Origin of the sequence: Neohoeflea coraliihabitans (genome assembly GCF_019334345.1) — a bacterium.
GTDB classification, from domain to species: domain Bacteria; phylum Pseudomonadota; class Alphaproteobacteria; order Rhizobiales; family Rhizobiaceae; genus Pseudohoeflea; species Pseudohoeflea coraliihabitans.
In genome coordinates this window covers 279,506-292,665 of the sequence record NZ_JAHWQX010000003.1, presented here as the reverse complement: position 1 = coordinate 292,665, position 13,160 = coordinate 279,506, and the positions used below count along the sequence as shown (strand labels likewise).

Annotated in this window: 15 protein-coding genes; 7 read left to right on the top strand and 8 right to left on the bottom strand. The window is 63.5% G+C overall.

Annotated elements, in window-relative coordinates:
- Window position 1 precedes the first annotated feature (1 nt).
- Window positions 2-634 (top strand): GNAT family N-acetyltransferase, encoded by a 633-nt coding sequence (locus KY465_RS18685; RefSeq protein ID WP_255561648.1) that lies wholly within the window; start codon window positions 2-4, stop codon window positions 632-634.
- An 88-nt stretch (window positions 635-722) separates the two neighbouring features.
- Here KY465_RS18685 and ald read toward each other — a convergent pair whose 3' ends face one another.
- A complete protein-coding gene (gene ald, locus KY465_RS12450) occupies window positions 723-1,841 on the bottom strand; it encodes an alanine dehydrogenase (RefSeq protein ID WP_219202030.1) in 1,119 nt (372 codons plus the stop codon).
- A gap of 161 nt (window positions 1,842-2,002) precedes the next feature.
- Between ald and KY465_RS12445 the strand changes: the two genes are divergently transcribed.
- Window positions 2,003-2,467, top strand: a complete 465-nt coding sequence (locus KY465_RS12445) for an Lrp/AsnC family transcriptional regulator (protein ID WP_219202029.1) — start codon at window positions 2,003-2,005, stop codon at window positions 2,465-2,467.
- 20 nt (window positions 2,468-2,487) lie between these two features.
- On the opposite strand, the gene KY465_RS12440 is transcribed toward KY465_RS12445, so the two are convergent.
- A complete protein-coding gene (locus tag KY465_RS12440) occupies window positions 2,488-3,321 on the bottom strand; it encodes an SDR family oxidoreductase (RefSeq protein ID WP_255561647.1) in 834 nt (277 codons plus the stop codon).
- Between the two features lie 144 nt (window positions 3,322-3,465).
- Between KY465_RS12440 and KY465_RS12435 the strand changes: the two genes are divergently transcribed.
- Complete coding sequence (locus KY465_RS12435) at window positions 3,466-3,651, top strand: DUF3008 family protein (RefSeq protein WP_219202028.1); 186 nt, start codon at window positions 3,466-3,468, stop codon at window positions 3,649-3,651.
- Between the two features lie 102 nt (window positions 3,652-3,753).
- Here KY465_RS12435 and KY465_RS12430 read toward each other — a convergent pair whose 3' ends face one another.
- From KY465_RS12430 to rpsD, 3 genes are all read right to left on the bottom strand, one after another.
- Window positions 3,754-4,053, bottom strand: a complete 300-nt coding sequence (locus KY465_RS12430) for an HlyU family transcriptional regulator (protein ID WP_219202027.1) — start codon at window positions 4,051-4,053, stop codon at window positions 3,754-3,756.
- A 90-nt stretch (window positions 4,054-4,143) separates the two neighbouring features.
- Window positions 4,144-5,088, bottom strand: a complete 945-nt coding sequence (gene ttcA / locus KY465_RS12425; RefSeq protein ID WP_219202026.1) for a tRNA 2-thiocytidine(32) synthetase TtcA — start codon at window positions 5,086-5,088, stop codon at window positions 4,144-4,146.
- A gap of 102 nt (window positions 5,089-5,190) precedes the next feature.
- Window positions 5,191-5,808 (bottom strand): 30S ribosomal protein S4, encoded by a 618-nt coding sequence (gene rpsD / locus KY465_RS12420; RefSeq protein ID WP_219202025.1) that lies wholly within the window; start codon window positions 5,806-5,808, stop codon window positions 5,191-5,193.
- A 274-nt stretch (window positions 5,809-6,082) separates the two neighbouring features.
- On the opposite strand from rpsD, the gene KY465_RS12415 reads away from it, so the two are divergent.
- The gene (locus KY465_RS12415; protein WP_219202024.1) at window positions 6,083-7,084 is read left to right on the top strand and encodes a glycosyl transferase family 90; all 1,002 of its coding nucleotides are present in this window, start codon (window positions 6,083-6,085) and stop codon (window positions 7,082-7,084) included.
- Window positions 7,085-7,087: 3 nt separating this feature from the next.
- Here the strand turns inward: KY465_RS12415 and KY465_RS12410 are convergent, their stop codons facing one another.
- The 3 genes from KY465_RS12410 to KY465_RS12400 form a co-directional block, all read right to left on the bottom strand.
- Window positions 7,088-8,695 carry a GMC family oxidoreductase gene (locus KY465_RS12410; protein ID WP_219202023.1) on the bottom strand — a complete coding sequence of 536 codons (1,608 nt, stop codon included), beginning with the start codon at window positions 8,693-8,695 and terminating at the stop codon, window positions 7,088-7,090.
- 177 nt (window positions 8,696-8,872) lie between these two features.
- Window positions 8,873-9,688 (bottom strand): glutamate racemase, encoded by an 816-nt coding sequence (gene murI / locus KY465_RS12405; RefSeq protein WP_219202022.1) that lies wholly within the window; start codon window positions 9,686-9,688, stop codon window positions 8,873-8,875.
- The gene (locus KY465_RS12400; protein ID WP_219202021.1) at window positions 9,681-10,535 is read right to left on the bottom strand and encodes an RNA methyltransferase; all 855 of its coding nucleotides are present in this window, start codon (window positions 10,533-10,535) and stop codon (window positions 9,681-9,683) included. Before KY465_RS12400 ends, murI begins: the two co-directional genes overlap by 8 nt.
- Before the next feature lie 240 nt (window positions 10,536-10,775).
- Between KY465_RS12400 and KY465_RS12395 the strand changes: the two genes are divergently transcribed.
- From KY465_RS12395 to KY465_RS12385, 3 genes are all read left to right on the top strand, one after another.
- Window positions 10,776-11,987 (top strand): NADP-dependent isocitrate dehydrogenase, encoded by a 1,212-nt coding sequence (locus KY465_RS12395; RefSeq protein WP_219202020.1) that lies wholly within the window; start codon window positions 10,776-10,778, stop codon window positions 11,985-11,987.
- A gap of 131 nt (window positions 11,988-12,118) precedes the next feature.
- Window positions 12,119-12,550: a hypothetical protein gene (locus KY465_RS12390; protein WP_219202019.1), complete on the top strand. Its 432-nt coding sequence runs from the start codon at window positions 12,119-12,121 to the stop codon at window positions 12,548-12,550.
- The gene (locus tag KY465_RS12385; RefSeq protein WP_219202018.1) at window positions 12,547-13,158 is read left to right on the top strand and encodes a DedA family protein; all 612 of its coding nucleotides are present in this window, start codon (window positions 12,547-12,549) and stop codon (window positions 13,156-13,158) included. Before KY465_RS12390 ends, KY465_RS12385 begins: the two co-directional genes overlap by 4 nt.
- Window positions 13,159-13,160 lie beyond the last annotated feature (2 nt).

Sequence of the window (13,160 nt, the reverse complement as noted above, 5' to 3'; positions counted from 1 at the left end):
CATGGCCCGGGGCCCACGCAGGTCAAAGGATGCTGTCTCGGCCGAAAGCCCGCCGGCGCGCAAGGCAACGGTGACCTGGCTCGAATGTGCCCGCCCGCCGCGCCGGGTTCCGCCCCTGCCCATCAACCTGCATGCCACCTTGCTGCGCACCAGGAAGATCCCGCTGCATTTTTACCGCTATCTCTACTGGCAGATCGGCCGGCACTGGCACTGGGTGCACCGGTTGCGCCTCAGCGACAGCGAACTCGCAGCACTGGTGCATGCCCCCGGCGTCGAGATCCGGGTTCTCAGCCTGGACGGCGCGCCGGTTGGCTTGTTCGAATTGAACCGCGACGATCCGGCGACCACCAATCTTGTCTATTTCGGCCTGATGCAGGAAGCGCGCGGTCTCGGCCTGGGAAAATGGTTCCTTGGCCAGGCGATGATGACGGCCTGGAACGAGCCGATCGAACGCATGACGGTCTCGACCAATACGCTCGATCATCCCGCCGCCCTTGGCCTGTACCAGAAACTTGGCTTCACCCCGACCGGACAGAGCGAGGCGATGATCCTGCCGCTATCCGATGCCGAACTGCTTGCCGCAATCAAGGCCGGCGATGCAGGTGCGGAACCGCCGCCTTCCAAAAACGCATGAAAAATGGCCCGCCAATGAAACCATCGGCGGGCCATGTTGCCCGAAGGAGGACCGTTGCCGGACCGGAGGAGGCTTCGGGCAGAGCCGGTCAGGCGGCTCTGACGATCGCCGCCGCTTCGCTCAGCTCATAGCCGAGAGCTTCGGCCACGGCCTGATTGGTGACCTTGCCCTTGTGCACATTCAGCCCGGCGCGCAGATGCTCGTTTTCGGCCAGCGCCGCCAGCCCCTTGTCCGCCAGCATCAGACCGTAATGCAGGGTCGCGTTGTTCAAGGCCTGCGCCGAGGTGATCGGCACCGCGCCGGGCATGTTGGCGACGCAATAATGCACGACCCCGTCGACCTCATAGGTCGGATCGGAGTGAGTGGTGGCCTTCGAGGTCTCGAAACAGCCGCCCTGGTCGATCGCCACATCGACGATCACCGCCCCCCGCTTCATCCCGGACAGCATTTCGCGGGTGACCAGCTTCGGCGCCGCGGCACCCGGGATCAATACGGCGCCAACCACCACATCGGCATCAAAGGCTTCTTCCTCGAGCGCCTCGATCGTCGAATAGCGGGTCATGACCCGGCCGTTGAAAATGTCGTCGAGCTCGCGCAGACGCGGGATGGACCGATCGAGTATGGTCACCGAGGCGCCGAGACCGATGGCCATCTTGGCAGCGTTCAAGCCGACAACACCGCCGCCGATGATCGCCACCTTCGCCGGCAGCACGCCGGGGACGCCGCCGAGCAGAATGCCGCGCCCTCCATTGGCCTTCTGCAACGCCGTGGCGCCGGCCTGGATCGCCAGGCGGCCAGCGACTTCCGACATCGGAGCCAGCAGCGGCAGGCCGCCGCGGGCATCGGTGACGGTCTCGTAGGCGATTGCTGTCGCACCGGATTCGACAAGACCTTTCGTCTGAGCCGGATCCGGGGCGAGGTGCAGATAGGTATACAGCAGCTGGCCTTCGCGCAGCATGGCCCATTCGGCCGCCTGCGGTTCCTTCACCTTGACGATCATGTCGGATTTTTCGAACACCTCCCTGGCGGTGCCAGCAATTCGCGCGCCGGCCGCCTGGTAGGCCCCGTCATCCATGCCGATGCCGCTGCCGGCCTTCGTCTCGATGATCACCTCATGGCCGTGCGCCACATATTCACGCACCGCTCCGGGGGTCAGACCGACGCGATATTCGTGATTCTTGATCTCCTTGGGGCATCCGACTCGCATGACCATCCTCTCCATCTGGCATGTGTTCGACACCATTTCCGATGTCACTGCCGCCTATTCGATCAGGATTGGCAACGAATGTCCTTGCAAATTCGGATTGCAGACCCTCGGTTTTTCGCACATCATTGCGTCAAATGCGCAAATAATGGCAGGATGCACCAATGCATGATCTCGACGAGAAGGATTTCGCCATCCTGCGCCGGCTCCAGTCGGACGGCCGGATTTCCAACGCCGCGCTTGCCGAAAGCGTCGGCCTGTCGCAGTCAGCCTGCTCGCGCCGCCTGGCTCTTCTCGAAAGCAGCGGCGTCATCAAGGGCTATCATGCGCGGGTGTCCAACAAGGCGCTTGACCATGCGATGATGGCCATCGTGCACATTTCCCTGTCCGGACAGTTCACCAAGACCCTCGCGGAGTTCGAGGCCGCGGTGAAGCGCTGTCCGAATATCCTCGTCTGTTATCTGATGAGCGGCGAATACGATTACATCCTGCGCGTTGCAGCGCGAGACCTCGAAGATTACGAGCGAATCCACCGCGACTGGCTATCGGCCCTGCCGCATGTGGTGAAGATCAATTCGAGCTTTTCCCTGCGCGAGATCGTCGACCGCCCGAATGTCGGGCTTGGCTGAGGCTCACCGGCAGCGCGGGATTATCCGGAAATCGGTTCGCCGCCATTCGGATGCAGCACCTGCCCGGTCATGTAGCTCGAATCCTCGCAGGCGAGAAACAGAAAGCTGGGTGCCACCTCGTTGGGCTGACCGGGCCGCCCGAGCGGCGTGTCCTCGCCAAAACCTTCGATCTTGTCCGGCGGGAAGGACGCCGGAATAAGCGGCGTCCAGATCGGACCCGGGGCCACGCCGTTGACGCGGATGCCGCGCGACGCCAGCTTGTGTGCAAGCGCCCGCACAAAGGCGAGAATCGCGCCTTTCGTCGAGGAATAGTCGATGAGCAGGTCCTGACCGCGATAGGCCGTCACGGAAGTGGTGCAGATGATGGTTGCGCCTTCCTTCAGATGCGGCAGTGCCGCCTGCGCCATGAAGAAATAGCCGAAAATGTTGGTCTGGAAGGTGCCGCGCAATTGCTCTTCGGAAATATCCTCAAGCGACGCCTGCGCATGCTGTTCGCCGGCATTGGTCACCAGCACGTCGATCTGCCCGAAACTGTCGAGCACCTTGCGCACCGCCGAGCGGCAGAAAAGCTTGTCCCCGACATCGCCGCGAATGGCGAGCGCTTGCGACCCCTCAGCCTCCACCATCCCTACGGTTTCCTCGGCATCCCGGTCCTCGTTCTTGTACACGATCGCCACCTTGGCGCCCTCGCGCGCAAACAGGATCGAGGTCGAGCGTCCGATCCCCGAATCGCCGCCGGTGATCAGCGCCACCTTGCCGTCGAGGCGGCCCGATCCGCGATAGCGTGGTGCGTGTTCCGGGGCCCGGTCCATCTCGTGCTCGCGGCCCGGCTGGCGCAGGGGGGGACTGTCCATGGGATGGCTCCTTTTCATCAGTCGCCGAAGGGATTGCCCGCAAAACGTGTCGCACCGGCAATTGTTCCGCAGCTGGCATTCTGATGGGAACCCCTCCCGTCCCCCTCGCGTTCACCGAAACCACGCAGAGAAAGGAGTTTTGTCATGCCCGCTCAGTCGAAAGCACAGCAGAAAGCCGCCGGCGCGGCGCTGTCCGCCAAACGCGGCGATACCAAGGTCAAGGATCTGCAGGGCGCCTCGAAGGACATGTACGATTCGATGTCGGAATCGCAGCTTGAGGACTTTGCCGAGACGGACCGCAAGGATCTGCCCGAAAAGAAATCGGATTAGGGCGCCTGATCGGCACGCCTGCTCAAGACGCCTGAGATGTTTGGGACCATGTGCGGCGGCGGGGCCTTATCCAAGGTCCGGCCGCCCGCTGCAGTCAGGCACTTATTCCGCGAACAATCGGCTGCCCATTTCATCGACCAGGCGCTGACCCTTCTGCAACGCCGTCGCTTCCGCGTCTTCGCGCGATGAAAACATGTCGGCGCGCACGAAATTGTGCTCCTTGCCCTCCGGCGAGATGACGCTGCCGGCCACACGGAATTGGCCGCCCTCGGAAATCGGCTGCGCAACGATCTCGTGATCCTTGTAGATCTCCCGCCGCCCGCTCGTCTGACCGTCGCCGGAAGACGCCGCCCGATCGCCGGTACCGAGCACCGACTTGAAGAAACTGAAAATGCCGCTCACCAGATCTGCTCCTGTAAAGTCAAAGAGAAACCTATTCGGCGCGCAGATAAATGCAAGGCGAGCCGCCGTCACTCTTTGTGTGCGCCTGCTTTATCGAGAACCGCCGCCAAGAGCCGCAAAATCGAACAGGCTGGTGTCGAGAAGATGCGAGGCGCGGACATGCCCGAGAGCCCGGATCATCGTGTCCTTTCGCCCCGGCATGCGCCGCTCGATGTCGCCGAGCATCGCCTTCATGGCATTGCGCTGCAACCCGTCCTGCGAGCCACACAGATCGCAGGGGATAATCGGGAACGCCAGCGCCTCGGCAAAGCGCGCCAGATCCTCTTCCGCACAATAGGCGAGAGGCCGCAGGACCATCACATCGCCATCATCATTGAGGAGCTTCGGCGGCATTGCCGCAAGGCGCCCGCCGTGGAAGAAATTGAGAAAGAAGGTCTCTAATATGTCGTCGCGATGATGCCCCAGCACCAACGCTTCGCAGCCCTCCTCGCGCGCGATGCGGTAGAGATGCCCCCGCCGCAACCGCGAGCACAGCGCACAATAGGTGGCGTTCTCGGCGATTTTTTCCGTGACGATCGAATAGGTGTCACGGTACTCGATGCGATGCGCAATCCCGTGCTTTTCCAGATAATCGGGAAGCACATGCTTGGGAAAGTTCGGCTGCCCCTGATCGAGGTTGCAGGCAATCAGTTCGACCGGCAGCAGTCCGCGCCACTGCAACTCGCTGAGCACCGCCAGCAATCCGTAGGAATCCTTGCCGCCCGACAGCGCCACCAGCCATTTGCGCGGTCTCGCCCCGGCTGGTCCGGCAGCCTCAGGGGTCGCCAGCATGGCAAAATCGTCAATCGCCTGCCGCACTTGCCGCACCAGCCGCTTGCGCAGCTTGTTGAACGCGACGGTCGACGGCGCGCCGGCCAGCAGTGACGGCCCGTCACCGGTCTGCACCCGTTCATTGCCGCCATCCTCGACAGACAATTGTTGCGGCACGTCAGGCGCTCCAAACCGCGCGTCCTGCGCCTCGACCTGCTTGTCCATCTGTTTCGCTCCGTTCAAGGCGGTCAGTGTTACAGCGCTGACCACAAAAGAAAAAGCCGCCCCGAAAGGCGGCTTCGAAACTCTTGATCGTTCGGCGGGCGATCAGCGCGAATAGAATTCGACCACCAGATTCGGCTCCATCACCACCGGGTAAGGCACCTCGGCGAGATTCGGCACCCGGGTGTAGGTTGCCGTCATCTTGTTGTGATCCGCATCGATGTATTCCGGCACGTCGCGCTCGGCGAGCTGCACCGATTCGAGCACGATGCCGAGCTGCTTCGACTTTTCCTGCACTTCGATGACGTCGCCCGGCTTGCAGCGGAAAGACGGAATATTGGTGCGGCGACCGTTCACCTTCACATGGCCGTGATTGATGAACTGGCGCGCGGCAAATACGGTCGGAACGAACTTGGCGCGATACACCACCGCATCCAGACGCGATTCCAGAAGACCGATCAGATTGTCCGGCGTATCGCCCTTTAGACGATCGGCTTCGGCAAAGATGCCGCGGAACTGCTTCTCGCGGATATCGCCGTAATAGCCCTTCAGCTTCTGCTTGGCGCGCAGCTGCACGCCGAAATCGGACATTTTGCTCTTGCGGCGCTGACCGTGCTGGCCCGGACCGTATTCGCGGCGGTTGACCGGAGACTTCGGCCGACCCCAGATGTTTTCGCCCATACGGCGATCAAGTTTATGCTTGGACGATTGGCGCTTGCTCATCGCATTTCCTCTCAACAAGTTGAACCGGCCTGTTGCCAAGCCGGTTTAAGGGAAACGCGCCCTCCTCTGGTTTCTATCTGAAACCTGACAGGGCAAATCACGCACGCTTTGTGATGATTGCCCACGGGACACGTGTGTCTGCCCGACGGGAAGACCGCCGGCCTATAGCGCTTCGCTGGCAAGACTGTCAAGCGCAGCCTCGACAAGGACCGGGCGGGAAGCTAAAGACCAAGGCAGCAAAGCCCGCCCGAATTCCATCAGAAAACGCAGATGCATGACCGATTTCGCCGACCAGTTTCGGACCCTTGCACTCGGCTTGAAGATCAGGCGCCGCGTCTGGCGCAGATTGCGCAGCTATCCGGGCGGGGCACCGTCCCTGCGAATCCGTTATTCCCGGCAATCTCCCTTCCCGTTGATACTCGACATGCGCCGCAAGGGACATCGCCTGGAACTGGATTTCCGCTCGCGATTCCCTGACACGCACGTACCGGCCATGATCCATCGCACAACGGCAATGGTCCGCCTGATGACGCTGTGTCCGGAAGATATCGACCGGATTCATGTCGATCTTTCTGATGGCAACGACGTTTACGCCGCCCCCCTCGGATTTTCCACCGCTCGCCCCGATGTCGGCTTGCTGCCCGATCCCTACTTCCTCGAAACCGACAATTTCGCACACCTGCGCGCCGTTGCAGATGCCGCCACGCATCCGTGGCGCGATCGCCGGCAGACCCTGCGCTGGCGCGGCACCGACACCAGCGCCGGCCGTTGTGCCTTCGGCCTAGAGCACGCCGCAGATCCGACGGTCAAGCCGCGCATTCGCATGTGCACCATAGCCGCGACACTACCGGACACCGATTGCCTGTTCGCCGCCACCGAAAAACAGCACATGCGCTCCGTCTATCGCTATCATGGACTTCTTGGCACGCCCATTCCGGAGGCAGATTGGATCAATGATCGCTTTGCTATCGATATCGATGGCCACACCAACACCTGGTCGAACATGATCGCCCGCATGCATCTGGGCTGCTGCGTGCTCAAGGTCGAAAGCCAGTTCGGCTACCGGCAATGGTATTATGACCGCTTGAAGTCCGGCATCCACTACGTGCCCGTCCGCGCCGACATGGCCGATCTTGGCGAAAAGCTCGCCTGGGCGCGCGCCCATCCCGCCGAAGCCGAGGAAATCGCCCGCAACGGCCAGCAACTGGTGCGCTCGATGACGCTCGAAAGCGAGGCGCAGGTGGCCGCCGAAACAATTCGCCGCTTCAGCGCATAACGCTCAGCGCGCTGCCGCGAGGATCATGTCAGCTGCCTTTTCGGCAATCATCAGCGTCGGCGCATTGGTGTTGCCGGAGGTGATCGACGGCATCACCGACGCATCGGCGACGCGCAATCCGTCAACGCCGCGAACGCGCAATTGCGGATCGACAACCGCCTGCGGATCGGCGCCCATGCGCGCCGTGCCGACCGGGTGGAAGATCGTTGTGCCGATATCGCCGGCCGCCTGCGCCAGCTCGGGTTCACTCTGAAATTCCGCCCCCGGCTTGATCTCGCGCGGCCGGTAGCGCTGCATGGGCTGTTGCGCAACGATGTGCCGCGCCAGCCTTATGGCCCGCCCGGCGACCAGCCGATCCCCGGAGGTGGCGAGATAATTGGGTGCAATGCGCGGCGGCGTGCGCGGATCGCTGTCGACCAGCCCCACCGTGCCGCGGCTTTCCGGCCGCAAATGGCAGATGCTGGCGGTGAAAGCGGGAAAATCGTGCAGCGGCTCCCCGAAGGCATCGAGCGACAGCGGCTGCACGTGAAACTCGAGATCCGGCGTCGCGACATGCTCGGCCGAGCGGGCGAAAACGCCGAGCTGGCTCGGCGCCATCGACAACGGCCCCGAGCGTTTCAGCGCGTATTCGAGGCCGATCATCGCCTTACCCCACAGGGTCGAGGCCATCATGTTCAGGGTCGCGACATTCTCGACACGGAAGGCGCAGCGCAATTGCAGGTGATCCTGCAGATTGCCGCCGACCCCGGCTGCCTCGTGCACCACGTCGATCCCGGCCGCCGCCAGCATCGCCCCCGGCCCGATGCCCGACAATTGCAACAGATGCGGCGAACCGATGGCGCCGGCGGAAAGGATCACCTCGCGCCGGGCCTGAATGCGCCGGATGCCACTCTCGCGCAGCAACTCGACGCCCGTGGCGCGTTTTCCATCGAAAAGCAGGCGCCCCACCTGTGCCTCGGTCAGCACCCTGAGATTGCGGCGCCGGCGCGCCGGGCGCAAAAATGCCTTGGCGGTGTTCCAGCGCCAGCCGCCCTTCTGGTTGACCTTGAAATAGCCGGCACCGAAATTGTCGCCGCGGTTGAAATCATCGCTTTCGGGAATGCCGGCCGCCACGCAGGCCGCCTTGAACGCATCGAGTATATCCCAGCGCAGCCGCTGCCGGTCGACGCGCCATTCGCCCCCCGCCCCATGCGCTGCGTCGGCGCCGTCAACATAGTCCTCGGACTTCTTGAAGTAGGGCAGAACGTCGTCCCACCCCCAGCCGACATTGCCCATCTGCCGCCAGCCGTCGTAATCAGCCGCCTGGCCGCGAATATACAGCATGCCGTTGATCGAGGAGCAGCCGCCGAGAACCCGGCCGCGCGGATACCCCAGCGAACGGCCGTTCAAGCCCGGCTCGGCGGCGGTCCTGTAGCACCAGTCGGTGCGCGGATTGCCGATGCAATACAGATAGCCGATGGGAACATGGATCCAGTGATAGGTGTCGCGGCCGCCGGCTTCGAGCAGCACCACCTGGTTGCGCGGATCCTCGCTGAGCCGATTGGCCAGCGCGCAGCCCGCGGTGCCGGCACCGACGACAAGATAGTCGCACTGAAGGTCGAAATCTGTCATCGCCTTCCGCGTCCCTCCCCGGACTGAGCGCCCGCCGCGACCTGGCGATCGCAACGCGCCCCGCGGCCTCTCGGAGACCGGTTATGACGGCCCGCATTCAGACTGCCAAGTCCGGCCGGCGCGGTAAACCCCGCCGAGCATCGACTTTCGCCGCAAGCGCTCCGTTCAGTGCAGCCTTCAGGGCCGCGACGCATCGGCGATCAGCCCGAAGCCGCGCACCAGGCGGATGAGCGCCGGATCCGGCCGGCCGGTGGTGAAAACCGCCCTGTCGAAGATGCGTTCATTGTCAGCCGGCGCCAGAACGGGCTCCGGCGTCTGCTGCGATACCGCAAGTGCCCGCCGGGCAATCGCTTCCGCCGGATCGATCCAGTCGACCGGCCACGGCGCCGTCTTGCGCATTCGGTTGGCCAGGAACGGATAATGCGTGCAGGCCAGCACGACGATATCGGTGCGCCGGCCGTCCTGCTCGACAAAACAGGGTTCGATCTCCCGATGCACCGCCGCCTCGTCGACATGGCCGCTGCGCATATAGGTCTCCGCCAGACCGGCCAGCGTCTGGCTGCCGACGAGCCGCACATGCACCTGGCCCCCGTAATCGCGAATCAGATCGCGCGTATATTGCCGCCGCACCGTGCCGGGCGTTGCCAGCACCGAAACAAGACCGCTGCGCGTGCGCTCCGCCGCCGGCTTGATCGCCGGCACCGTCCCGACAAAGGTTTCGCCCGGATAGGCCTGGCGCAAGGCGTCGATCACCAGGGTGGACGCGGTGTTGCAGGCAATCACGCTGATCTCCGGCCGGTGCGCCTCGATCAATCGGCCGAACAGCGCGATCAAATGCGCCTTCAGTGCGTTCTCTTCCCACGGACCGTAGGGAAAGGCGGCATCGTCGACCGCATAGACAAAGCGCCGCGTCGGCATCAGCACTCGCGCCTCGCGCAACACGCCAAGGCCGCCAATGCCGCTATCAAAGATCAGGATCGGTGCCTCAGTCATCGCCTCGCGCCACCGCCTCGCGCTCGCCGCCCGCATCACCTGCCGCATCACCTGGCGCGTCACCACCCAATCGCATTTGCCCGTCGCGCCGCATGAAGCCGTCGAGCGACCGCACCACCCCGCGCAACACATCGATCTCTGATTGCGAGAACTCCGGCCGGGTCAGCACGGCGCGCAGATTGGAGATCATTTTCGGCTTCTTGTTGGCCGAGCGGAAATAATTGCGCGCTTCCAGGGCCTGCTCCAGCTGATCGAAGAGTTTCACCAGCATGTCCTTGCGCGCCGGCTGCCGCGCCGGGCCGCTGAACGGTGTCGCCGCTTCCGTCCCGAGCCCCGATTTCAGCCACTCATAGGACATCAGAAGCACGGCCTGCGCGATGTTCAGCGAAGCATAGGCCGGATTGACCGGAAAGGTGACGATGGCATCGGCCAGATCGACCTCTTCGTTTTTCAGTCCGGTGCGCTCGCGACCGAACAGGATGCCGATCCGTTCGCCCGTCTCGTGGCGCCGCCGCAGATCGCGGCTTGCCTCCACCGGCCCGAAAACCGGCTTGAAGCCATCGCGGGCCCGCGCCGTCGTCGCCACGCAATAATTCAGGTCGCCGATCGCCGCCTCCAGCGTGTCGAACACCCGTGTTGCGGCAATGACATGATTGGCATTCGAGGCGGCGCTGGCGGCCTTGGCATTCGGCCAGCCTTCGCGCGGCCGCACCAGGCGCAGATCGGCCAGCCCGAAATTGGCCATTGCCCGCGCCACCATGCCGATATTCTCGCCGAGCTGCGGCTCCGCCAAAATGATCGCCGGACCCTCGGCGATCAGCGCCTTGTTCTTGTCTGTGCCTGCCATGCGCCGCTTTTATCCAGTCCCGCTGCACCGGTAAAGCAGGCAAACCCCGCGACGAGCGCGCAGCATCGCGGCAGGCATCGCGGCAGGCACTGGGGCAGGCCCCCGGTGCGGGCCCCGGGGCCGTCCCTGTGGAAGTGGCCCCCGCTCCTTTGCACTTGCCGCGCAGGGTGCTATAGGGCTGCAAAATCGTGCCGGGGTGCCCCTCCGGTCTCCCTCATTGAAACGAAAGCGGAGCTTTTCATGGCCAAGATCAAGGTTGCCAACCCGGTCGTCGAACTCGACGGCGACGAGATGACGCGGATCATCTGGCAATTCATCAAGGACAAGCTGATCCACCCCTATCTCGACATCGATCTCAAATATTTCGATCTCGGCATGGAGCACCGTGATGCCACCGATGATCAGGTCACCATTGATGCGGCCCATGCGATCGCCGAATACGGCGTCGGCGTCAAATGCGCCACCATCACCCCGGACGAGGCGCGCGTCGAGGAATTCGGCCTGAAAAAGATGTGGCGCTCGCCGAACGGCACCATCCGCAACATTCTCGGCGGCGTTATCTTCCGCGAGCCGATCATCTGCAAGAACGTGCCGCGCCTCGTCCCCGGCTGGACCAAGCCGGTGATCGTCGGCCGTCACGCTTTCGGCGATCAGTACCGCGCCACCGATTTCCGCTTTCCCGGCAAGGGCAAGCTGTTCATGAAATTCGTCGGCGAGGACGGCAAGGAGCAGGAATACGAGATCTTCGATGCCCCGGCCGCCGGCATCGCCATGGGCATGTACAATCTCGACAAGTCGATCGAGGATTTCGCCCGCGCCTCCCTCAATTACGGCCTGCAGCGCAAGGTCCCGGTGTATCTGTCGACCAAGAACACCATCATGAAAATCTATGATGGCCGCTTCAAGGATATCTTCCAGGAGATCTACGAGAAGGAATTCGAAGCCAAGTTCAAGGAAGCCGACATCTGGTACGAACACCGGCTGATCGACGACATGGTGGCCTCCAATCTGAAATGGTCCGGCGGCTATGTCTGGGCCTGCAAGAACTATGATGGTGACGTGCAGTCCGACACCGTCGCCCAGGGCTTCGGCTCTCTCGGCCTGATGACCTCGGTGCTGATGTCGCCGGACGGCAAGACCGTCGAGGCGGAAGCGGCGCATGGCACCGTGACCCGCCACTATCGCCAGCATCAGAAGGGCGAGGAAACCTCGACCAACTCGATCGCGTCGATCTTTGCCTGGACCCGCGGTCTGGCGCACCGCGCCAAGCTCGATGAAAATGAGGAACTGGCCGCTTTCGCCGCAACCCTCGAAAAGGTCTGCATCGACACCGTCGAAAGCGGGTTCATGACCAAGGACCTGGCGCTGCTGATCGGTCCGGATCAGCCCTGGCTGTCGACCACCGGCTTCCTCGACAAGGTCGACGAGAACCTGCAAAAGGCGATGGCCTGACCGACAGGCCCGGCAGCATTGCTGCCCCATAATCAGAAACCCGAAAGGGGCGCGGATGGTATTCGCGCCCTTTTTATTACCCGGCCGGCGTGGCAGGCTTGCCGCCGAGGTAAGCGCAAAGGAGCAGACCGATGCGGCGGCTAAGCGCCACATTCATGGCCCTGTGGCGGTCCAACCGGTGGCTGACCGCGACCTTCGTCATCGCCCTCGCCTTCGCCATCTTCTTCTCGCTGCGCGCGGTCGCCTTCTTCATCTACTGGCACAACCATTACGAGGAGCCGATCGAGGGATGGATGACCGTTCGCTACGTCTCCCATTCCTATCGCCTGCCGCCGCAGGTCATCCACCAGGCCATCGAGCTGCCGCCGGACGTGCGCGACCATCGCATGCTCGTCGAGATCGCGCGGGAGCGAAACGTGCCGTTCGAGACCCTGCGTCAGACCGTGCTGGACGCCATTCTGCAGTGGCGTCAGGACAACCCTGAGGCCGGCACCGGCCTTCCGAGGCCACCGCCCCTGCTCGGCACGCGGCGACAAGATCCGCCGCCCGGCGCGTCCCCATGATCGACGCCGCACTGCCGCTTTTCGAATATTACGGGTTGCCGGCGGCCGCCCTCCTCCTGGCGCTTGGCCAGTTCGGGGTGCCGTTGCCGACATCCTTCGTCCTGTTGATGGCTGGAGCGCTGGCGGCCCAGGGCGATACCAGTCTCCTGACCGCCCTGATCTGGTGCGTCGCAGCCTGCGTGGCTGGCGACCAGGCCGGCTATGCCGTCGGGCGCCTTCTCTCATCGCGTCTTGCCGGCACATCGACCCGCTGGAGCCGCCGCATCCATGCCGCCATGCGCAGGGCCCGCCCGAGCCTCGACCGCTGGGGCTGGCTCAGCGTTTTTCTCAGCCGCTGGCTGTTCACGCCGCTCGGCCCGCCGATCAATGTCGCCGCCGGTGCCGCATCGATGACCTGGCCGGTCTTCACGCTCTGGGATGTCGCCGGCGAGCTGCTGTGGGTCAGCCTGTATCTCGGCCTCGGCCATGTCTTTTCCAGCAATATCGCAACGCTCGCCGAGGCGCTCGGCAACGCCTCCCTGGCGCTCCTCTTCCTTGCCATTGCCAGCATCACCGGATGGCAGCTTTATCGCACCCACGGCCAGCACAAGCCGCCGCAGCCCTGGTAGGG